Consider the following 22,506-nt stretch of genomic DNA (forward strand, 5'->3'; position numbering starts at 1 on the left):
CCTGAAGAATGTTGTTGATAGCGCGGCGCCAGCCGCCGGGCCTGCAGGCTGCGGGTCCGGTCTGGCGCTGGACTTCGTTCGCCATCGCCATCGGCGTGCTTGCGCCAGTGCTCACGCTGGCGTGGCTCGCCTTCGGTTCCGGCGTGGGACATTGGGGCCCGCTGTTCGCGCACGTGCTGCCGCAGGCGACGCTCAACACCGCCGTGCTGCTCGCGGGCGTCGGCACGCTGGTGCTGGTGATCGGCACCGGTTGCGCGTGGCTGGTCACGGCCCATGACTTTCCCGGACGCAACGTGCTGCACTGGGCGCTGCTGCTGCCGCTGGCGATGCCGACCTACATCGTCGCCTTCGCGTACCTCGACCTGCTGCACCCCATCGGCCCCGTGCAGGGCGCGATCCGCTGGATGCTGGGCTTCGACAGCCCGCGCCAGTTCCGCCTGCCCGATCTGCGCTCGATGCCGGGTGCGATCTTCGTGCTGGGCTTCGTGCTCTACCCCTACGTCTACATGACGGCGCGCGCGATGTTCATGACACAGCCGGCGCACCTGATGGAAGCGGCGCGCACGCTGGGCGAGAGCCGGCGCGGCGCCTTCTTTCGCGTGGCGCTGCCGCTCGCGCGGCCGGCGCTGGCCGTGGGCCTGAGCCTGGCGCTGCTCGAAACGCTCAACGACATCGGTGCCTCCGAATTCCTGGGCGTGAACACGCTGACGGTGGCGGTCTACACCACCTGGATCACGCGCTCCGATCTGGCCGGCGCGGCGCAGATCGCCTGCGCCATGTTGTTCATGGTCGTAGCGTTGGTCTGGCTTGAACGCAATGGCCGCCGGCACCAGCGCTTCGGCTCGGCGCAACGCATGCGTGCCGTGCAGCCGAAACGACTGCATGGCGGCGCGGCATGGGCGGCGACCGCCACGGCCGCACTGCCGGTGCTGATCGGCTTCGTGGCCCCCGCGCTGTACCTCGTCTGGGAAAGTGCCAAACGGCTGCATCAGGGCGGAGGCATTTCGCAGGGGCTGATCGCAAGCCTCGGCAACACCTTGGCACTGGCAGCAGGCGTCACGGTGGTGGCGGTGGCTGCGGGCCTGGTGGTCGCATGGGTTTCGCGCAGCCAGGGCTCCGGCCGCAATCGCGCGCGCTGGCAGGCCCGTGTTGCCACACTGGGCTATGCGGTGCCGGGCACGGTGCTCGCCATCGGCCTGCTCACGCCGGCGCTGGCCTTCGATGCCGCACTGGCCTCCGCGCTCGGCCTGCAGGGCCTGCCGCTCATGGGGGCCGGCGTGGTGCTGGTGGTGGCCTGTGCGATCCGCTTCCTGGCGATGCCGGTCGGCGGCATCGAAGCCGGTCTTGCACGCATTCCACCGGCCATCGAACAAGCCTCGCGGCTGCTCGGCGAAACCACCGGCGGCACGCTGCGCCGCGTGCACCTGCCGCTGCTGCGGCCCGCGATGGCGGCCAGTGCGCTGCTGGTGTTCGTCGACGCCATGAAGGAACTGCCGGCCACGCTGCTGCTGCGCCCCGCCAATTTCGACACCCTCGCCACCTGGCTCTACGCCGAGGCCGCGCGCGGCACCTACGAAGAAGGCGCGATTGCCGCGCTGGCCATCGTGCTGGCCGGCCTGCTGCCGGTGGTGCTGCTGGCGCGCAACCAGCTGGGTGCATCCTCGGTGACGTCCGATACGACAAAGACATGAGTTCCCCCCTGCATCTCGATTCGGTCCAGCTCGCGTACGAAACGCCGCGTGGCCTGCACACCGTCGTCGATGGCTTCTCGCTCTCGATGGCCGCGGGCGACATCGCCTGCCTGTTCGGCCCCTCGGGCTGCGGCAAGACCACGGTGCTGCGCGCCATCGCGGGTTTCGAGCCGGTGCGCGCCGGCACGGTCCGCCTGGGCGATGTGCTGTTGTCTTCGGCGCAACAGCACCTGCCGCCCGAGCAGCGCCGCGTGGGGATGATGTTCCAGGAATACGCCCTGTTCCCGCACCTGTCGGCCGCGAAAAACGTGGCCTTCGGACTGCGCCGCCTGGATCGCGCGGCGCAGCAGGCCCGCGTCGCCGAGATGCTGGCGCTGGTCGGTCTGGCCGAGGCGGGCGAACGCTATCCGCACGAGCTTTCAGGCGGCCAGCAGCAGCGCATTGCACTGGCCCGCGCGCTCGCACCCTCGCCGGCCTTGCTGCTGCTCGACGAACCCTTCTCCAACCTCGACGGAGGCACCCGCGAGCGCCTGACCGCAGAGGTGCGCGGCATCCTCAAGCAGGCCGGCCAGACGGCGATCCTGGTCACGCACAACGAGGCCGAGGCTCGTGCCATGGCCGACCGCATCGGCGTGATGCATGGCGGCCGCATCACGCACTGGCTGAACACGGCGCCATAGCACAGGGGCGTTTTTCCCCGAATGGGCTTTCCGGGAAAAGGTTGTCCGAGATCGCAAGAATCGCGGCGATCCGCAACACCCTCTTCGAGAACGGAAGCCCCATGTCGCAGCCCCTTACCCTCGTCAGCCATCTGCTGTGCCCCTACGTCCAGCGCGCCGCGATTGCGCTGAATGAAAAAGGCGTGCCCTTCGAGCGCGTCGTGATCGATCTCGCGAACAAGCCCCAGTGGTTTCTCGACATCTCGCCGCTGGGCAAGGTGCCGCTGCTGAAGGTCCGGCGCCCCGACGGCAGCGAGGCCGTGCTGTTCGAGAGCAATGTGATCTGCGAGTACCTCGAAGAGACGCAGCCCGGCGCCCGCCTGCATCCCGAAGACTCGCTCACCCGCGCCGAGCATCGTGCATGGATGGAGTTCGGCTCGGCCATCCTAGGCGACCTCTGGGGCTACGAGACCACGCAGGACGCGGCTGTGTTCGAGCAGAAGCGGCTCGCGCTCGTCGCCAAGTTCGAGCGCGTCGAAGCGGCGCTGGGCACAGGCCCCTACTTCGCGGGCACGGGCTTCAGCCTGGTCGATGCGGTCTTTGCGCCAGTGTTCCGCTACTTCGAGGTGTTCGACGCCCTGCACGACTCGCACATCTTCGACGCACTGCCCAAGGTGAGCGCCTGGCGCCAGGCCTTGGCCGCTCGCCCGAGCGTGCGCAGCGCGGTGGTGCCCGAGTACCCGCAGCACCTGATGGCCTTCCTGCAACGCCATCAGGCCCACCTGTTGACGCTGGCGGCTTGATCGCCACGCCTGGAAGCCGACAATAGCGGCCTCCTAACCCCACAACTACACGGCACCACGAGATGCGACTTCTTCACACCATGCTGCGCGTTGGCAACCTCCAGCGCTCCATCGACTTCTACACCAAGGTGCTCGGCATGAACCTGCTGCGTACGTCGGAAAACCCCGAGTACAAGTACAGCCTTGCCTTCATCGGCTACGGCAAGGGCAACCCCGACCAGGCAGAGATCGAGCTGACCTACAACTGGGGCACCGAAAGCTATGAGCTGGGCTCCGCCTATGGCCACATCGCGCTCGGCGTGCCCGACGCTTACGCAGCCTGCGAAAAGATCAAGGCCGCGGGCGGCAACGTCACGCGCGAAGCCGGCCCGGTCAAGGGCGGCACGACCGTCATCGCCTTCGTGACGGACCCCGATGGGTACAAGATCGAATTAATACAAGACAAATCAAAGACTTACGATGATGCCCACCAATCGACCGCCAATACGGGCGACGCATTGCGCAACGGCTGACCCGCTCGACCCGCCCGGTGCGGTCAAAAAAACCCGCTTCGTGCGGGCTTTTTTCGTTTGGGCGACCCTCAATCGGCAACCAACTAGTTGAGCGCCATCCCTTCCTGACGGGGCTACTCGGGCCATCGATCTTTCGGAAGATTTTCGGACGGTGATGAACGGAGGCCAAGTGTGGAAACCGGGCCTTCTCAACGAATCAGTCGTCGTATCCCTCAGGCTTCGCTTCAGGGCACTTTTCGTAGAGTGGATTGAGCACGTCAAGCACAAGCGCGCCCATCACGGGTGCAACCGTCGACTTGTACCAATTGAATTCCTCGTCGGTGCACGAGTCCCTCACGAGTTGAAGGGTCGCACCAAAGCGATTGAGCATCTCATCGACCTCTTGGCCAATCTGTTGAGCAAGTTCTTTTTTCATAGAGTCCTTCTTCACGGGACTGCTCGGATCATCGATTGTTCGGAAGCTGTTCGGACGGTGATGAACAAAACACTCGTGAGCCGTCAACGATGACGCTGATCTTCCAACCGCTCTGCTAGCTCAGCAACAAGGCCTATCCAATCAACCATAGTTCCCAGTCCCTCCTTGTCCACATAGAGCACGCCTTCGCGGCTTTGTGCCGCTTCTATGCTCTCGATTGGACTCCGAAGGTATGTTTCCGCTTGCTGAAAGCACCATCTTTCCGATGGCGCCCTATCTTGCGTTCTCACCCCGAGAAATACGTAGGCTTCAATGAATGGCAGCCGCATCTCCCTATCGTGGTAGCCAAGCAGGAACACTGGCTGTCCTGGCGTTAACGAATCAGAGCGAGATTCAAGCGAATTAGACATAGTTTTCACCTCTATATCAGGATGTAGCGCATACCAAAACGAAAGTAAAAATCAGCAAACCGGTTGCCGTATCAGTGATGGTTTTCAAGACACGCTGGCAATTTCCGCTGCAAAAATTTTGCTGCTGCGCTTCTGAATCTTTGCAACTACAGCTGAGGCCACCGCCTGAAGGCGTGCCCGTCCAGTCCTTCCCTTTCATCCAGCGCACGGCACAGCTTTCGTACTCCTTACCCTGGCTGGTGCACGACGCCTTGCATTGTGATACTTGGTCGCCATTGCAGGGACGCCACCATTGGTCAGGTTTACCAGCTCCAGCCAATCCCAGCGGATCTACGTCGCCAAGCGGATTTCCATCTACATAGCCGAATCGGTTCCATCCACCGCCAAGTCCGATGGGGTCCGGCTGGCTATACCTCCCCGTCCTCGCGTCATAGCTGCGGAAGTAGTTGTAAAACAACCCTGACTCCTCATCCGCATACTGCCCCGGATACCTCAGGTTGAGCTTCACATCAGAGACGCTTGTTGTGCCTGGGTTCGGTGTGATGTCGAGGTTGGCGAAACGGTTCTTTGCCGTCGTGGGCTTGTCCTCCCCGAACGCGCTGTAGCTCCATTGCCAGGCTGCTTGCCCGTTCACATCGGTCAGCTTGCGCGGCGTGTTCAGGTGGTCGCTGTGCACTGCGTAGGTGTTGCCATTGATCACCGCCGCAATCGGCATAGGCCCATTGGCCGTGGGCAGGTAGATGTACTGCGCTTGCCCCCCGCTGTACGTACCGCCGCTGCCTACTTCCGAAATCAACGTGCCCTGCTCATCGTAGACGTACGCATAGCCCAACTGCTCGGCTTGGTTTGCCGTGGGATTCCATAGCTCGGTGAAGAAAGCGATCAGACTCTGCATGCCCCCCGGATCGGCCGCATTGCCCTGGCTCGGCGGATACAGCGGCTCGGTCTTAAACGCCCGCTGCCCCAATGCGTTGTGCGCGTAGCGCGTGGTAGGGCTGGTATCGGTAGCGCCGGTGGTCGATGCACCGAGGCGCCCTTCAGCGTCATAGGTGTAGCTGCGCAGGCCATCGCTCACCATGTCGCCATTGGCGTTGTAGCCATAGGTGACGCTGGTGTTGCTCGCGCCGTTGATGCTCTGGGTGAAGCCTGTCAGTTGGTTGCTCGCAGCGCCCACCGTGTAGGTACGGCTGGTGGTCTGACCGTTGATGATGCGAGTACTGCTTGTTCGATTTCCGTTGGCATCGTAGGAGTACCGCGAATCAACGGCGGCAGTTCCGCTCAAGTAGAAACGCGACACCCGATTGAGGCTGTCGTAATCTATGACCCAAACCGAGTTTCCATTCGTCAGCGTGCTATTCGCAGGATTGGTATCTCCTGGTTTGTAGAGATTTTGGGTGATCTTTGTGAGACGCCCCGACGAGTCATACAAATAGCTACCAAACTCGGTGTTGATCAGCCGGCCTGCTGTGTCGTAGGCGCGGCTGGTGGCCAGTTGAGGACTACCGGCGGTGAAAGCCCAGGTCCATGCCGTGGGCTGGCCCAGCGGGTTCCAGGCGATGCCGGTGACCAGCGGGTTGCCGTTCCAGTTCAGGCCCACAAGGCGGCCGGTGGCGTCGTACAGGTAGGAGAGCGTGACGCCGTTGGGGTAGCCGATGCTCGCCAGCGTGCCGTTGGCGTTGTAGCCGTAGCTGACCTGCTGCACGCTACCGTTGATCAGGGTCTGCTTCTTGAGGGTGACGCGCCCGAAGGCATCACGGGTGTACTCGGTGGTGCCGCTGCGGTCCACAATCTCGGACAAATAGCCCTTGCTGTTGGCCGTGAGGTCATAGCGCAGGGTGGTGGTCTTGCCGTCCGCGAAGACCAGGCTTGTGGGGCGGCCCAGCGCATCGCGGTTGATGGTCGTTGCCTGGCCCAGGGCGTCGGTGGTTTGGCTGGGCCTGCCCAGGTTGTCGTACTGGGTGCTGGCCCCACCCGTATCAGCACTGCTCTCGCTGGTGGCGTTGCCTTGCGCATCCCGGCCGTAGGCGGTAACGACGCCCTTGAAGTCTTTGGCCTCGGTGATGGCATCAAGGGCGTTGTACTTCAACGTCGCGGTGGTACTGGCCCTGCTAATGGACGTCGCACGGCCCAACCCGTCCAATATGGAAGTTGTTGCAATCCCTCCGAACGTCTCTGACCTTACTTCGCCATTTGCGTTGTATTCAATGCTTCGAGCCGTATTCTCACCCAAGGTTTCGCCGCTCACCAAATTGACGCTGTTTACAGACCTTGCCAACTGCCAAGCAACTACACCAGCGGCATCCTTAATTTGCGCCTTCTTCTGGTTGCCCATGCCATCCAAGGTATAGATGCCAGACTCCCCGCGATTGTTGCTCCAACCGATCAATCGATGTGCATCGTCATATGTATAGGCGATGCTCAAGCCGCTGGACAAGGATGCCGACTCCAGAAGCCCGGTAGGTTTGTATGTAAAGGTTGTGGTCTGAGAAGCATTGAGACCTGTCCCAACAGTTTGGGTCAACACGCGATCACGCAGGTCATAGGTCAGCGTCGTTACCAAACCATTCGGAGCGGTGACGCTTTTTACCCGGTTTGACGTGTCATAGGTATAGCTTGTGACATGTCCCAATGAATTGGTTGCTGTGGTGATATTTCCTTGAATGTCATACTGATACTGGGTAGATGCGTTGGAGGGATTAACAGCCGCCTCAACGAGCCCTTGGCCGTTGTACGTATATTGCCAAGTTTGGGCCTTGTTCGTTGCCGTATCAGTAATGGTCTTAACTAGAACATTTCCGGAAATGTCATAGGTGTAGGCGGTGGTTCGTCCCGATTCAGTTACCAGTGCTGGCATGCTGAAGGCGGGGTGCCACTGCACGGTGGTTGTTTGCGATTCTGGAAGACCGCTTGCTCTTGTTGCGGATGTTCTCAAGCGGCGTACAGGATCCCAGGAAAATAGCGTTTTATTGCCTACAAAGTCAGTTTCCTGAGTCACAAAACCATTGGCGTCTTGGACCCTGCTCTCCGAGTTCCCAATTGGCAGTGAACTGCCAACCACTGCGAGCTTCCCAAACTTGTTGGCATATCGATAACTTCTCCAAGATCCCAAGGGGTCTTGAACAGAAGCGTAAGTTTGGTCGCCGTTGGTGCTGTAGGTAAAGGAATATCGCCCAACCCCACCTGCATGTTCTGTGCTGATAGCCCAGCCCGTACTGTCGTATTGGAACGTGGCATATCTCACTCCGCTTTCATCCACGATGCCAGTCAAAGCATCCGGAAAAGTAGTGTTCTCATACACATACGTTCGCACAGTTTGATCATTCTGCGTAACACTATTGAGGCGTCCTACTGCGTCATAGGCATATCTCACTGTTTTTCCGTCTACTGCCGTCAGGGTCACAAGGTGGCCCTCGGTGTCGTAAGTCAGCGCCGCGATGCTGCCAAAGGGGCCTGAGATTGAGGCTAATCTGCTATCGGCATCATAGGCGTAGGTGGTTTTCCAGCCGTTTCGCGAAGTACGCGATATGGGTTTCCCAGTCGCATTGAACAGAAAAATCTCGTCTGAGGGAGATTGAATAAAAGTCCATCCGCCGGGGGTTTCAATGAGTTGATCAGCGTTGTTTGTCGGCGTCCAGGCCGCAGCATTTGGCGGCTTATTGAAGGCATGCAACCCCCCATCTCCGTCGCTGATTTTTACAAGCGTTCCGACCCTCACAAGCGTGAAATCGTGGTTATGTGTCCAAGCTTTTCCCAGAGAGGTCGCTGCCCGGGTTGTATCAGTCGCTCTAGAGCTTCTGTATATTCTCTTAAAGCTCAAACCTTGCGAGCGAGAATCGGTCCAATCAGTTTCCGACTGATACTTTTCTCCTGATGCAGGAAGTATTGGGTTTCCAATGGAGACGCCAGTTGGACCAATCGGGCGAGGGCAGGAGTTTTCCTCCGGCACTTCTGGTTCGGGTGGCTCGCAGGCAGACCCGATCTGCTGGTAGGAAACCTTGCACACGCAGTTGTACCCGTTTAGATATGCCCCGCGTGGACAAAGCATTTGCTTTGGCACATAGGGCTTCAAGAAGTAACCCCAGGGCACGCTAGTTCCACGACCGTACTGAATGTAGTAGCACTGGCCCCATTGATAACCGGGATAGTTGTCAGACTGCAGCACAAAGTATGACTGCGGATTGTCCAGCACAGCCTTCATAGCTGCACACGCTTCCGGTCTTGTGGGCTTATAGATTGGTGGGGACCATTCGACTGCCCACTCATTGACTGTTGGCTCGAAATCCGCACGAGCGGGCTGTGGAAAGCACATCATTGCTCCAAGAAGCATGACGCCACTTTGCAGCCCCCGCACAGAAATTGACGCTAGCAGGCGTGCTATTACGAGTTTCAAATTTCCCCCTCTTTTTTCACTTAGTCCTCGACAGACCAGTGCGTGCACGCTATCCATTGAATTTGTTCTGGGCTCGCCGCACTTCGGGCGAATGCCTACTGCGTTGCACGTGCCATACAACTTGTTTCAGGCTATCCGAAAGGCCACACGCAGACAACGGCAAATCGATGACGCTGCGAGTGTCAGAAACGGACTGGAAATGAAAGTACGCAATTCTTCAGGGTCGCTGTTGTCGGTGAACGACTGTTGAGTGGCACGCGGTCCGACAAGCCGGCCCATAGCTGCCTGCGCGCGCGCCTCATCCTCATGACCCGCATGGTGCCGGCCAATCAACGTGGCCAGCAACTGCCGCTATGGCGCCACCAGCGCCCTGTCATTCTTGATTGTGTGCAGCAGCAGCCCTACTTCAGCGTCTCGCTGTTCAACAACAAGTCGGCCTTGTGAAAGTAGCTCTCGACCTTCCGCAGCCAGGGTTGCGAGGACTGCGGATCGATCCGCGATGCGGATGCAGGCAGCGGGGTCGGTTGTGGCTTGATCCCGATCACGGGCGGCGTAGGCGGCGTATTGCTGGCGCACCCGCTCAGCATCGCCAGCAGCAGCGCGGCGCCGGCCGTCGAGTGCAGCGAGATTCTTTTCGTAGGCATCGAAATTTTCCTGTTGAGCTTTGGCGTGGGCGGCTTGCAATGCGAGCACGCGCCGTAAGTCTTCGAGTGCGGCGAGCGCACGGCGGGTGTTCTCGGCCTGTCGGTCGAGCTTTTCATCGGACAGCGCTTTCTTCGCCGTAGAAACATCGACTCTCGCTTTGAGCGCCTGAGTGCGTTCCGCCGCAGCAGCGGCCAACGCCCCCAGCAGCAGCACACCGAGCAACCAAAGCAGTGGCGTCCTGAGGTCAGGCATTACCGCGCCCCCCAGTCCAGGCAGAGTTCGGCCTCGGCGCCACGTCGGTCCACCAGACCGTTCAGCGTCACCAACTCGCCGCGAACGCGGCTTTTGACCCAGCGCGACAACTCGCGGCAACCGTCGTCGATGTCGCCGCGCGCGAACTTCGCCACCAGCGTCGATTGCGTGGTGGCGGGCGTAGCGCCCAGGTTGTAGAACCAGTCAATCAGTGCCGCCTGCTGCCACTTGTTGAGTTGGTCGTAGCCGGCGATGTGCCGGCGCGCGGCGGCCTCGGCGATCTTGAGGTGCTTGGTTTCGAGCGCCTTGCACTCGGCCTCGGTGTACAGGCGCGACGGGTCAACGTCCTTGGCGCCAGTCACACCACGGCAGACCGTCCAGATACCGCCGCTGTCGGGATAGGGCTTGTAGAGAACGGCACCACTCGGCTGCTTGACGGTCGGGCCGGTGCCCTCGTACCAGTCGCCAAGCGTGGCGGCGATGGCGAGCGCGCTGGCGCCGGCAACCGCCAGCAGCCGGGAGCGAAGCGCGCCGTTCACGACGGCTCTCCATCGTCAGCAGGATCAAACGGGGAATGCACCCCCAGGCGGCGGTCTTCCTGGCGCTCGCGGTCGCGACGCGCATCACGGCGCCACTTCCATATGAGATACCCGGCTTGCAGCAGGACGAACGCGATGGAACAGACCACGAGCATGTCGCTCAGGGGCAACTGTGCAACATGCGCCCCTCCTGCGGCAGCGCCACCGGGCACGGCATGGACCGTGGCGGTGACTACATCATGCTTCTGCTCCGCGCTCAAACTGCCGTGGATGCCCAGGGCGGTGAGGATGGCGGTGATGAGGGTTTTCATGGTCCCGGATCATTCCGAGATACCCCCATCAACGCGAACCCTAGAGGGGGTCCGGCCTCACGGCACAGGCCTGTGAAGGCTCTCCCTCATCTGAGCGCGCATCGCCTTGGGCGCGGTATCCGCGATACGCTGATCCTTTGGCTTGCGCATTTCCTTCACCTTGTGCATGACCGATGGCACCGTAATCAGCATGGGCTGATCCGGGTTCTTCTGGTTCCATGCAGCGATGGCGTCGCGCGCCGCCTGTACCTCGGCCGGGTCGTCCTCGAAGATGCCGCGCGCCCACATCGAGCGGATCTCCTGCGCCTTGAGGTTGTAGAAGTTCTTCGCGGCCTGGTTGATACCATTCGCCTCCTGCACATTCGCCACGGTTGCCGGCTGGAACCCGATGGCCTTCAATGCCGCTTCAACGTGCGTCGTCTCCAGCACCTTGTAGCCCTTGCTGTCGCGGTACATGCCCGTGGCCGCCATGTCGGCCCCCTTGGCAGCATTGCGCACAGCGGCGGGCATCATTTCCAACACGCCGGCTCCGACGTTGCCGCCCAACACGTTGCGCCCGCCCGACAGGATGCGGCTCGCAAAGTCGCCCATGGGGCCGACGATTTCGAGCACGTCGCGGGTATGACTGCTTTTCTCCTGCAGCAGACCAGTGCCGGGAATCAGGTTGCCCATGCCCAGGCGGCCCGACACGTCCACCGGCATACCCGGCAGGCCCGTGACGCCCTTGTCGATGAAGTCAGCCAGCGCTTTGCCGAACACGTCTTCCAGGAACTCTTGCTTGGCCTGCTTGGCGTTGAGGTTGTAGCCCATCAACTGCGCCAGCCCGGTCGCCACGTCTTCGGCATCCTCCATGAACGGCAGGCCACCTGCGCCGCCCATCAGCATCAGCGTGGCGAGCGCCAGCGCAGCAGCCTTCTTGCCCTCGGGGCCGCCTTGCGTCCACATGCGCCCCAGCAGCTCGATGTAGGCCACGCTGTAGGTCTTGAACGTCATCAGCGTGCCGCCGATGGCGCCGCGCCCCCATTGCATCTTGTTGGCCTTGGAGTAGAGGAACTGGGTTTCCCGCACCGCCGTCTTTGCGAACTGCAACGGGCTCGGCATGTTGCGCTCGCGGGCGATCCGGTAAGCGGCGATGAACGTCACGCGGCGGTTCACCTGCTCGGCCGCACCGAACACCTTGCCCCAGGCCATCGAAAGCGCGGTCATTGCGTTGCCGGCCTCGGCGCGCACGCTACCCATGCGCGTGCCGTCACCCGAGCGCAGCGAGCCCGAGCCGCGCGCCTGCGCCATGAGCTGGTGCACTTCCTGCGGGCTCACAGTGCCATCGTCCTCGGCTGCTTTGAGCGCCGCTGCAAGGTCGGCTTCGTACTTGAATCCCTTGGTCGCCATGTCCTTGGCGGCCCTGGCCAGTGCCGATGCCGATTTGGCCGCGCCGCCAAACTGGCTCAACCAAGGGAAGGTGACTGCTACCGGCTGGGTCATGTTCACGAACGCCGAAGCAATCGAGCCGCCCAGGTACTGCGCGAACAGCAGGCCGCGCACGGCCTGTGCTTCTTCCTGCGGGTTCTTCACGTACTCGGCCAGTCGCACGGCCGCATCTTTCAGCTCGCCCTGCGCCTTTGGAATCTCGTTCACCGCTTCGCCCAGGTCGCCCATGTGCAGACCCGCCGCTGTCTGCCGCGAGTTGCTGTAGATGAAGCTCGCCAGCACGCGGCCCACGTCCTCGCTGTAACCGGCGATGCCCTTGCGGTGAATCAGCCGGCGCATGGCGCTGCGGTTGGTCTTGGTCAGCTTGAGATATTCCTGAAACGCCTGATCCTGCGCATTGCTGCCATCGGTATCGAGGCCCAGCATGTTGCCGAACAGTTCCAGGCTCTCGGGCGTGATGCCGGCAAACATCTTGAATGCCTCATCCGACAGCGTGCCCTGCGTCACGTTCGCCTCGCCGTACTCCTGCGCCATCTTCTCGGCCATCGCATTGGCCTCGCGTGCCGTCTCGAACAGGCCGAAGTATTGGCGTTCCTCGCCCTCCATCACGTCAACGGTGTATTTGCCGAAGCGCGACAGCGGCGCATAGCCCTTGTCCTGCAATTCCTTCACCTTGTCGGCTCGCTTCACGATGCCGTTCATGGTGTCGGCGATCTGCGAGGCACGGTCGGGCTGCTCGCGTTGCAGCTCTTGCAGGTACTGCGAAATCAGCGTGGTCGCGGCCTGCACGTCGGCCGCATCCATCACCGCCTGTTGCATTGGCTTCAAGTCATCCCCGGCGTAGCGCAGCATGTCAGCGCGCGCCATCGTGTCCAGGCTGCGATCCGTCGCCGCGCGGAACTCGCGGTACAGCGCGATCTGCTCGACATTGAGGCCAAACGTGCCATTCAGTTCTGCGTCCGTCCACACGACGCCCGGCGCCAGGATGCGCGACTGGTAGCGCGAATGCACCGCGCGCTCGTAGGAGTCGAGCGGCATACCCTGCCAAGCGGCCAGCATGCCCGGATCGATCTCGTTTCGGCGCAGCAGGCGACGTGCCTTTTCTTCCACCGTCATCGTGGCGGCCTGCGCTTCCAGATCGGCCAGCTTCACCGGCTTGCCTTCGTCGTCGCGCGCCCACGACAGCGTGCCCTCGAATACCGGCTTTGCCACGGCCGTGTTGTCGGCCGCAGATACCGGGCGCTTCTTGATGTCGCGCCATTCATCCAGCTTTGGCAACAGCTTGGGGGCCAGCTCGGAGGCGTCAGTGGCATAGAAACTCACATCGTCCACGAACCCCTGCGCCGCCTCGAATACCGGCTTGAAAGCAGGCGAGCGCTCGGCGAGGTTGTTCATGGTCCCGATGGTCTTGTGCCACCACGACAGCCGGCCCGGCGCATTCAGGGTCTTGTTCAGCTCGGCCGTCGCCTTGCTGGTGTACTCGGCGATCTTCGAGCGGCTGAACATGGGCGTTCCGCCCGATTCGCCGTCGTCGGCACCTACGTTGTGGCGTTCAATCTGTTCCGCTAGACTACGTACTTCCCCTGCGGAGCGGATTGAAGTCGGGTCGAGGCCATCGTCTCGTACTGTCGCGTCAACCCACTGAGCCGCAGGGGATTTTTCGTTTACGTCTACCGATTCCACCGTGTAGATGCGGTTGCCCTGCTCTGCCGCCACGAACTCCTTGACCGTCAGCTTCACGAGACGCACGCCGTCTTCCGTCTGCATTGGCGCGAACAAGCGATGTACCTGCTTGATATTGGTGTTGCCGCCGTCGTCGGGCTTGCTCCAGCCATAGGTGGCGTCACGAAACAACTGATCGAGGTTGGCAACGGCCAGCGCCTGGTCTGCGGCCGACGATGACTTGTCCACCGCCTTCCGACTGAGCATCTTGTCCAGGCTGTTGCGCGTCATGGTTGCCACCATGCCGGTGGCGTCATTCGTCAGCGGCTTCCCCTGAAACTGCGAGGCCGCGACACGCGCTTGAAGGAAATTGGCGGCGGGCCGCAGTGCCTGGGCGCCGCGACTGAACAAGGCGTCACCGCGCAGCCCACCGCCTCCGGGGTCGCCGCGCTCCACAAACCGGCGCGCCGGTAGGATGTAGCTGCGGATGATTTCATCGTTGGTCACCGCCATGTTGCGGAAACCCGGCACGTTGTGGCGCAACCAAGTGCGAATCGCGGCCACGGCCCGGCGCACGAAACTGATATCGGGCGTGGTCTGCGCCATCTCGGCCAAGACTTCTTCAGCCGCGGCGCGCCGGTCGAGCCGGTTCACACCGCGCAGCCCGTATTCCTTGATCTTCGCGTCGACCTCTGCGCGGCGCATCGTGCCGATCTGGTTCAGGATGCCGTCGAGCTGCCCGCCGAACGCGCCACGCAGACCATGGTGCCCCAGTGCCTCGTGGAACAGCACGCGCGCCGCATCGGCGGGTGTGTTCAGGCGCGAGGCCATCAGGTAGACCTTGCCACGGTGATAGAAGCCCTCGGGCGCACCACGCGCGCCACCGCTGCGCTGCTTCAGATCGGCGCGACGCGCGCTTTCGGGTACCACTGGATCGTTCATGTCGAATGCCACGATCACGCCGGGCGCGTTCGCCCATCCAGCCTTCACCGCATCGGCGGTGCGCTCAACGGCGGCAATCGACTGGGCACGCGCAGCGGGGCTGAACTCCACTTTCGACCGCGCGAAGCTCACTTCGTCATCGCCGACAGTGGTTTCGGCAAGCGCGGCTTTCTCGGCAGGCTTGGCCGTGTCCTTGGCCGTCTTCTCGTGAACTTCGGGCGCCACGAACTCGCGCGGCTCGTAGACCGGCATGCCCTGTGCGTCGGTCGCCTCCCTGTAGGGGATGGCGGTGTCGCCAACGGAATCCTGCGCCAGCACAAACCAGCCGTCCTTCGTCCAACGATGGCCCGTGACGACGAACTCGTGGCCGTCGCGGAACACGGGAGCATCGACAGGCGCCCCAGCGCGCAGCCATGCAGGAGGGGGCACCGGGTTGACTTCGATGTCCTTCACCAGTGCCTCAAACTGCGTGCGCGCGCGTTCCAGGTCTGCGGCTCGAGCGAATGGTGCCTTGGAGACTTCCTCCATGCGTTCGATGCTGGCCTCTTTGGTCGAGATTTCCTCGCGCACCCGCTCGATGCGCGCCGGCAGTCCGCGCAACTGCGATTCAAGACCGCGCAGCGTACCGCTCGTGAATTGCTGGTTGCCTATCGTCATGCTCAGATCGGGCGTGCTGACCATCGACGGCCACGACGCCGTGACGGCATGGCCGGCGTAGTTGCCCACAGGCACGCCCTTCTGCTCCATCCGCATGGTTTCGCGCAGGTGCTTGTCCATTGCGACTTCCGCGTCTTTGCGGCTGTCGTAGACCGTCCCGTCCACCGTCGCGCGGTAGTTGTCCGTTTGGCTTTGCAGCAGGTCACGCACGGTCGCCGGCAGGTTGTTGGCCGTCAGCTCGCTCAGGCGCTTCTTCGCCCATTCGATGCTGTCGCTCACGCGGCGAACGCCCTGCTTGGCGTCGGCGATACCGTTGGTGTGCATGCGTTCGGCACGCTTCAGGGCTTCCACGTTCTTCGCCAGCTTGGCGCGAATCAAGATGCGCGGGTCGCCAGCGGCTTCGCTGAACGACTGCACGATGTCGCTCTCGGTGTCGCTGGCCGCATCGCCCTCGATCACACGACTTTCGCTGTTGGATTTCAGGAACGCTGTGATGAACCGCTGCTTGACCGCCAGAATCTGCCAGCGCCGGCCGTCGAGGCGGTCGGTCATGTAGCGGAATTCCATGACGGTGTTCCACTGATTGCCCTGGCGCAGTCCGCGCCCGTTGCGCTGCTCCAGCTCGCCCGGCATGTAGGGCGCATCCATGTGGTGCATCGCGCGCAGGTTGCGCTGCATGTTCACGCCAACGCCCAGCGTGTCGGTCGAGCCGATCACCACCCGGATGCGCAATGTGTTCATGCCATCGGCGATTTCCTTGCGCTTCTCCTTCGATGTGCCGCCGTCCACGATGGCAATCTGATCGGCAGGGATGCCCTGAGCCACCAGCCGCGCCACGATGTCGCGCATGGTCGAGAAGGTCTTGACCGTGCGGTACAGCTTCTTGCCTTCTGGATCGCGGCCAATGCTGCGTTTCTGCGAGGTCGAGTAGCCCTGTTCCGCAAAGATGACCTGTGCGGCGCGCTTGTCGCTGCGGTAGACCTCCAGGACGTTCGCAACCACCTTCGACGCCTTGCTGCCCGGATCGTCGGCCGCGATTCCTTCCTGGCCCGCATACAGCGCGTCGTGCATCAGGCGCACGTCGAAGCTGGCCTTGTTCGCCATGCCCTCGGTGATGATTGGCGATTCGGGGGAGCCCGCCGCCATCGCCTCCTTGCGCGCCTTCCCGCCCATGTTCCGCCACGCACGGGCATAGCCCTGCAACTGGCGGAAGATGTTTTGCTGCTCGCCCGTCAGGTCGGACGTGACATTCACAATCTTCTTGTATGGGCGGTCCTTGGCGCCCTCGGTGCGGCCGTTCAACAGCTCTGCGCGCTCGCGCTCGGTCAAGTCCTTGGCCGCCATCGTCTTGCCGCTGGCCGTCTTGCGCGGCTGCATCTCAGGCATGTCGTCGGCGAAAACGACATCCATGTACTGACCGATCATTCGGCGCAGCTCCGGGACATTGATGAAGCCCGCCAGCCGCGTGACCGCCTCGTACTCGCCAGCGGCTGACAGTTCCACGTCCTGCACTTCCTTGGCGAACGAGCCGAACCAGCCGTCCCAGGTCTCCACCCCTGCGGCCTTCATTTCGTCTTCCATCACGTAGCGCATCTGGTGATAAATCTCCGTCAGCGTGTTGGTGATGGGTGTGCCAGTGAACGTGTGAACGTTCCCGCCGCCGTTGTTGGCGCGGATGTAGCGAGTGATGAACTGAAGCGCAATCGATCGGTTCGAGGTCTGCGTGTTCAGCCCCTTCATGCTCATGCGGGTGCTGATCGGCGGCTTCTTGAACTCGTGCGCTTCATCGACCATCAGCATGTCGATGCCCAGTTCCTCGAAAGGAATCGCGCCCTCCTTGCTGGAGCGCATCGCTTGATCCTTGATCGTCTCGATGATGCGATTGCGCGCCTTGACCAGTTCCTTTGCCGTGACTGAACGCAGCTTCTTCAGCTCGTCCTCGTTGTCCATGATTTCTTCGGTCAACGTCACGCCGTCTTCATTGGCTGCGGCGTAGGCTTCTTCTTCGAGAGAAACAATGTCTTCCTGTGCCATCGCCATCAGCGTTTCCTCGCGGAACGAAAGGCGATCAATCAGCGAATGCGGCAGCACAACCACATCCCAGTCGTCATTCGCGATCTGACGCATCTTGACCGCGATGGTTTCCGGGCTCAGGTTGTCGATGTACAGCACCTTGGCGCCGGGGTACATCTGCTGAATCTCGGCCGCCACGGTCGCGCTGTTGGCGTTGTGTGCGAACAGCATCGGCTTCTTGGCGAGGCCATAGCGGCGGCTCTCGACGGCAATGCCGCCAATCGTGAAGGTCTTGCCGGTGCCCACTTCGTGGGCGTTCAGACTGCGGCGGTTGACCAGCGCACGCCAGATCGCATTTGCCTGATGGCTGCGCAGATCGAAGGGGCCATTTCCAAGGCTCAGGGCCATGCCCTCGAACTTGAGGAACGAGCCGTCGTACTTCGGCGTCGCGTAGGCGTTGCGAACCTCGTTGTACTCGCGCTCCTGAGCGACGCGGCGTTCAGGGTCAGACCACAGCCATTCGCCGAACTTGGCGCGGATGTCGCTGATCTTGCCGTTGGCCTCGTCGGTTGCCTCGGTGTCCAGGTACTCGCGGCCCTCGCTGTCGCGCTTGCGAATCTTGACGGTCTGGTTGCTGAAAGCCGCGTTCACCAACCGCGAGAACGGGTAGTGCCCGGTGCCGAAACCTGTTTTGGCTTCGGCCCGCATGTTCGCGCCATCAGGAATCTTGACCTTCCAACGCCCATTGGTGGCACTGCCCGGCACAGGGGCGCGTGCGGCCTTGCGCTGCAAGGTGAGGCCGTCAAGGGTCGCGCCCTCAAGAAACGCCACATGGTCAACCTGCCCGACCCAGATGCCGCCGTCCACAGGCAACACGAACGTGATGCGCTGCGGCATCTGAACGAACCCGTGCCGTTCGTCGTGCAGGTGGTAGGCCAGCGGCTCGGAGAAGCGCAGCACGTTCGCGCGCGCGGTCAGCAGTCGGCCGCGCCAGTATTTGAGGAATTTTCCGGTCGGCATCGGGCTCTTGTGCAGGAACTGCGGCGGCGCCCCGAGGCGTGGCAGCAGCGGCACGGTCACGCTGGCCGTGCTGATCGGGTATTCCTCGCCTCGTGCCAGCTCGCCACCATCCGGGTGCGTGAAGTACAGGCGCGCGTGCGTCACGCTCGCGTCCATGCAGAGCGGCAATGTGATTTCGAGACCGGCACCGACAGGCACCGCCAGATGCGTGATGCCCGAGGGGGCCGACTCGGTGGCGCCGCGCAGCCATGCCACGGCCACGCCGTAGCTACCGGGTACGAGGGCACCATCAGTGGCGGCCACCATCGGCGGCGGTGGCGTGTCGATAGTCAATCGCCGCGCCACCGCACCGTCGAAGACGTAGATGCCGGCAGGGCCAGCCGCGAGCACCTGGTTGTTTAGAACCTCGAACGACAGATCGCCCTCGCCCACCGTCGCCAGCCCCTTGGTGTCCCAGGTCGTCGGGTCCACCCGCACCCATTGATCGCCCAGCGCACCGAAGGTGTCGCCATGCAGCGGGCTCGCCCACAGGTGCGTGATGGGCTTGTCCGACACCTTGCGCACGGCGGGCCGAATCTCAGCCTTGCCGGCTGGCGTCAGGTCTACGTTGACCGCATCGCGCACGAACAGGCGCGGTGCATCGCAGCGGTGGCGCTCTACGGCGAAGTCCTGCGCGATGGTTGAGGTTTTCAAAGTCATCCTTGACTGCCTTTGTTGTCGTTTTGATTGGTCAGACGCATCAACTTCGAGACCTCCAGCGCTTTGCGCACAGGGAAGGTGATAGCGGTCTTGCCGGTGTTGCTACCGTTGAGGTAGACCTGTTGCGCCACGTCCGCATTGCCCACCAGCACGGGCCGCGGCGGCGTTAATCCGACGCGGAGGTATTCGCCGTCCGTATCGGTCGATTCGCCCGACAGCCGGCGCGGATAGTCGAAGCCCGGCGCGCGCGTGTAGGCGCGGTGGCTCTCGCAGAACCGGTGTTGCAGATAGCCCAGGTCTTTGGTTTCGGTGCGGCACACCTTCGGCCAGCCGCCCAGGTCTTCCACCACGGCATGAATCGCTGGGTCATCGAACACCACGTCCTGATGCCCGCCCACGCTAGTCATGGCCGCGAGGGTCTTGCCCCACGCGATCACCGCGCGGTCAGTCGCGGTGCCCGCCAAGATGCGAACCATGTCCGCAACCTTGGGTGGAAACTGGCCGTGTTCCGCGTCCTTGATGTGCCGGTTCACGGCCGTCACGATCTGCTCGTAGTCGAACGACTGGCAGGCGTCCCACCACACATCCAGCAGGAACTTGCTTGTGTCCTTGCCGTAGTACGCCATCACGTCTTTCACGAGCTGGCCGAAGTCCTTGCGTTCATGCGCCTGCATTGCCCGCCCCTTCCGCCCAGTCATCCACGACCTGTTGGCCGCGTTGCTCCAGCGCTTCCTGGCGGTTGGCCGATGGCCGCTCGCCCTTCAGGCGCTGGCACGTCGCCTTGAGGTATTCGCGTGCATCAGCCGGCTGCGCGGTGACGGCGGCAGCGACCGCTTGCTGCACAACCGGGAACGTGTAGTCAACGACCAGCTTGCCCATGAACGTGCGGCACTGCGAAACAGGGCAACCGCCGTTCTCCAGCACCGACACCGCAGCGCGCCACAGTTCAGACTTCGCCATTTCTTCGGGGGTCTTGACCTTCGCAGGCAACGGCGGCGGTGCAAGCGGCTTTCCGCCCGTACCTTTAGGTACGGAATTAAGGTCTCCCTGTCCCTCTCCCTCTCCCTGTCCCTTGGAAGCTGTTTCGCCGGGGACTCGCGGGGGGTGTCCTGATGCGCCAGCGGGCGTGTCCCCTGCCGGACGCGCGCCATGTCCCTCGGGACGCGGCGCAGGATCGTTGGGGACGTACAGGGGCTGTCCCACCGGGCGGCCCGACGCGATCCATTGCTCGAACGTCGGGCGCGGCACGTTCGCACCGGGATGTCGGTCGTTGTGCTTCTTGATGCGGCCGCACTCGGTGCGCCATCGCTGCGCCAACTTGGCCGCCCACGCATCCCGCGCCTTCTCGGCCACCACCGGGTGATACAGGCGCCCGTCGCTGCACAGCAGCCAGTGCCGCATGGCACCTTCACGCACGCCTGCCCAGTCTTCGGAAATCTTGCCTCGCTGTGCATAGCCGGCTTGCTTGGCAATCCAGTTGTCATTGCTCGGCATGGATGCGGCGGGCACTTGATGCCAAGAGGCCGCCCACAGCAGCACGGCCGCCCAGCATGCCTCGGGAGACTCATCCGACGCCAAGTCGCTATCACGCAGACGTGCAACGTCGAGCGGCATAAACGGGAAGTCCTGCAAATCGCAGTCTTCCGGTGTCAGTGGCGCGGGTGCCTCGCTCACGCGGCCTCCAGCTCCGTGGCCGTTGCTTCGACGTATGCGGCCTGGAAGGCGCGCCACAACGGCGAACCCTTTTCGTAGTGGCAGGCCTCCTCGAAGGGAACATGCTGGCGCGCAGCCTCTTGAGCGGAAGCGCGAAGAATCTCAGGGGTGAGGGCTTTGATAGTCGTTGCCATATCAAGCCCTCTCCGTACCTCGCAGATAACCCCAGTCGGACTTGGGGCACATCTGCTCGCAGCGAACACGACCGCTGTTCATCCGCTCCAGTGCGGGCGCGTGCTCGGCGGGGAACTTGCGCTTGCCATCGCGCCAGAAGCACACGGCTTGCACGGAGACATCGACCTCCTGCGCTACCTTTGCTGGTCCTCCAGCACCTTGGATTGCCGCTCGGATGGCATCAAGGACCGGATCAGCCGCGAGCGGTGGATTACCGTCAACTTCGGGGTTGGCATCAAGTGTTGAATTCATGCCGAAGATTCTACATGTGTAGAAGTCTGGATTCAACAATTGTGTTTTCAATCAACTCTACATATGTTTAACTCGGGGCATGTCACTCGGCGCACGCATCCGTCACTACCGCAGCAAAGCGGGACTCACGCTTGAAGATCTCTCGGACCTCTCAGGCGTCGAGGTCGGGACTATCAACGCGCTGGAAAACCGAGGTAGCTCCCGCTCAAAGTTCTCCACCAAGCTGGCTGCTGCGATGGGCATGACGCTGGAGATGCTTGAAGACGCCGAACATGACTACGACGTGCGCGCCCTCATGGCAGGAACTGCCGTGCCGAGCAACGTGACCCCCGTCCCTGCAGGCACACGGCGCATCCCTCTCGTTAGCTACATTCAAGCGGGCATGTGGGCCGAAATCATTGATCGCTTCCAGCCAGGGGACGCAGACGACTGGCTCACGACGGACCAGGATGTCTCCCCTCATACGTTCGCCCTGCAGATCAAGGGCGACTCCATGCTTCCCGAGTTCAAAGAGGGTGATCGGGTCATCATCGACCCGGACGTGGCCCCGCAGCCGGGCGACTTCGTTGCGGCGAAGAATGGAGAGGAAGAAGCAACGTTCAAGAAGTACCGCCCTCGCAGCATGGACGCGAATGGCGCGCTGATTTTTGAGCTGATCCCGCTCAATGACGACTACCCCTCCATGCGCTCGGATGTCGTCCCGATCTACATCGTTGGCACGATGGTGGAGCACAGGAAGTACCGCAAACCGCGATAAGCGAAGTCGTTTCGCTGCGCCCTCCTCCAGCGCGCACCAGTTTCAACAAAGCCACCTTCGGGTGGCTTTTTTTCGTTTTGGCACTTTTTTGTTGAAATAATTTCTACACATGTTGACGGATGTATTTCTACATTCGTAGAATTCGCTCACGCCAACGACTGGCGTCAGGCGAATCGGATCGGCGACCACCTGTAGCCCTTTAAAAATTTGAGCGAGAGGCAGGCGGCGGCCAAACAGGCCGCCACACGCGTCTCTCGCATTGATGGATATCCCAGGCGCCCCAACGCGAGGCGCCCTGCACCCCCGCCTGAGCAGAACGAGAAAGAGGCGAAGCCTGGCGCTCCCTTGCCGAGCGCGTCACCCAATCGCGGGTGCCGCGTGTTGACGCTACAGGGCCAGTCCGAAAGGCGCCTACCTGCTTTGGCGCGGTAACAGCAGGAGCGGCCTGCGCAAGCGGGCCACAACCTGAGCCATCTGCAATCAGTCGGCTCAGGTTTTCAGCAAGCACCCCCGTTTAGGAAAGATCGATGTCCACCACGCAACATGCAACCTGCGACCAACT

The 22,506-nt window shown here is 62.2% G+C and carries 15 protein-coding genes and 1 pseudogene; 5 read left to right on the forward strand and 11 right to left on the reverse strand.

Annotated features, from left to right (window positions below; all coding sequences use genetic code 11):
- The first annotated feature begins 8 nt into the window (after window positions 1–8).
- The 4 genes from H7F35_RS01440 (at window position 9) to gloA (ending at window position 3,665) form a co-directional block, all read left to right on the forward strand.
- Window positions 9–1,691 (forward strand): ABC transporter permease, encoded by a 1,683-nt coding sequence (locus H7F35_RS01440; RefSeq protein WP_187111219.1) that lies wholly within the window; start codon window positions 9–11, stop codon window positions 1,689–1,691.
- A complete protein-coding gene (locus H7F35_RS01445; protein WP_187111220.1) occupies window positions 1,688–2,371 on the forward strand; it encodes an ABC transporter ATP-binding protein in 684 nt (227 codons plus the stop codon). Before H7F35_RS01440 ends, H7F35_RS01445 begins: the two co-directional genes overlap by 4 nt.
- A 101-nt stretch (window positions 2,372–2,472) precedes the next feature.
- Window positions 2,473–3,153, forward strand: coding sequence for a glutathione S-transferase family protein (locus H7F35_RS01450; protein ID WP_187111221.1), 681 nt, complete (start codon window positions 2,473–2,475; stop codon window positions 3,151–3,153).
- 62 nt (window positions 3,154–3,215) lie between these two features.
- Entirely contained in the window at window positions 3,216–3,665 is a 450-nt protein-coding gene (gene gloA / locus H7F35_RS01455; RefSeq protein ID WP_187111222.1) for a lactoylglutathione lyase, read from the forward strand.
- Between the two features lie 196 nt (window positions 3,666–3,861).
- Here the strand turns inward: gloA and H7F35_RS01460 are convergent, their stop codons facing one another.
- The 11 genes and pseudogenes from H7F35_RS01460 to H7F35_RS01505 all read right to left on the reverse strand — a co-directional run bounded on the left by H7F35_RS01460 (window position 3,862) and on the right by H7F35_RS01505 (window position 21,187).
- Entirely contained in the window at window positions 3,862–4,080 is a 219-nt protein-coding gene (locus tag H7F35_RS01460) for a hypothetical protein (RefSeq protein WP_187111223.1), read from the reverse strand.
- A 426-nt stretch (window positions 4,081–4,506) separates the two neighbouring features.
- On the reverse strand, window positions 4,507–8,160 hold the full coding sequence (locus H7F35_RS01465) for an RHS repeat protein (protein WP_187111224.1): 3,654 nt from the start codon (window positions 8,158–8,160) through the stop codon (window positions 4,507–4,509).
- 48 nt (window positions 8,161–8,208) lie between these two features.
- Window positions 8,209–8,937: pseudogene (locus H7F35_RS35085) on the reverse strand (DUF6531 domain-containing protein); the annotation flags it as partial.
- Window positions 8,938–9,231: 294 nt separating this feature from the next.
- Window positions 9,232–9,777, reverse strand: a complete 546-nt coding sequence (locus H7F35_RS01470; RefSeq protein ID WP_187111225.1) for a hypothetical protein — start codon at window positions 9,775–9,777, stop codon at window positions 9,232–9,234.
- Window positions 9,777–10,316: a lysozyme gene (locus H7F35_RS01475; RefSeq protein ID WP_187111226.1), complete on the reverse strand. Its 540-nt coding sequence runs from the start codon at window positions 10,314–10,316 to the stop codon at window positions 9,777–9,779. Before H7F35_RS01475 ends, H7F35_RS01470 begins: the two co-directional genes overlap by 1 nt.
- Entirely contained in the window at window positions 10,313–10,627 is a 315-nt protein-coding gene (locus H7F35_RS01480) for a hypothetical protein (protein ID WP_187111227.1), read from the reverse strand. Before H7F35_RS01480 ends, H7F35_RS01475 begins: the two co-directional genes overlap by 4 nt.
- A gap of 57 nt (window positions 10,628–10,684) precedes the next feature.
- Entirely contained in the window at window positions 10,685–19,048 is an 8,364-nt protein-coding gene (locus H7F35_RS01485; protein ID WP_187111228.1) for a PLxRFG domain-containing protein, read from the reverse strand.
- Window positions 19,045–19,722, reverse strand: a complete 678-nt coding sequence (locus tag H7F35_RS01490) for a DUF6475 domain-containing protein (RefSeq protein WP_187111229.1) — start codon at window positions 19,720–19,722, stop codon at window positions 19,045–19,047. The genes H7F35_RS01485 and H7F35_RS01490 overlap by 4 nt, the downstream gene beginning before the upstream one ends.
- Window positions 19,709–20,722: a DUF1376 domain-containing protein gene (locus H7F35_RS01495; RefSeq protein ID WP_187111230.1), complete on the reverse strand. Its 1,014-nt coding sequence runs from the start codon at window positions 20,720–20,722 to the stop codon at window positions 19,709–19,711. The genes H7F35_RS01490 and H7F35_RS01495 overlap by 14 nt, the downstream gene beginning before the upstream one ends.
- Window positions 20,719–20,895 carry a hypothetical protein gene (locus H7F35_RS01500; RefSeq protein ID WP_187111231.1) on the reverse strand — a complete coding sequence of 59 codons (177 nt, stop codon included), beginning with the start codon at window positions 20,893–20,895 and terminating at the stop codon, window positions 20,719–20,721. The genes H7F35_RS01495 and H7F35_RS01500 overlap by 4 nt, the downstream gene beginning before the upstream one ends.
- A gap of 1 nt (window position 20,896) precedes the next feature.
- Window positions 20,897–21,187 (reverse strand): helix-turn-helix domain-containing protein, encoded by a 291-nt coding sequence (locus H7F35_RS01505; RefSeq protein ID WP_187111232.1) that lies wholly within the window; start codon window positions 21,185–21,187, stop codon window positions 20,897–20,899.
- A gap of 79 nt (window positions 21,188–21,266) precedes the next feature.
- Here H7F35_RS01505 and H7F35_RS01510 point away from each other — a divergent pair, with 79 nt between their 5' ends.
- Window positions 21,267–21,944, forward strand: a complete 678-nt coding sequence (locus H7F35_RS01510) for a helix-turn-helix domain-containing protein (RefSeq protein ID WP_187111233.1) — start codon at window positions 21,267–21,269, stop codon at window positions 21,942–21,944.
- The last annotated feature ends 562 nt before the right edge of the window (window positions 21,945–22,506 follow it).

It is taken from the genome of Variovorax sp. PAMC26660 (assembly GCF_014302995.1).
GTDB lineage: Bacteria > Pseudomonadota > Gammaproteobacteria > Burkholderiales > Burkholderiaceae_C > Variovorax.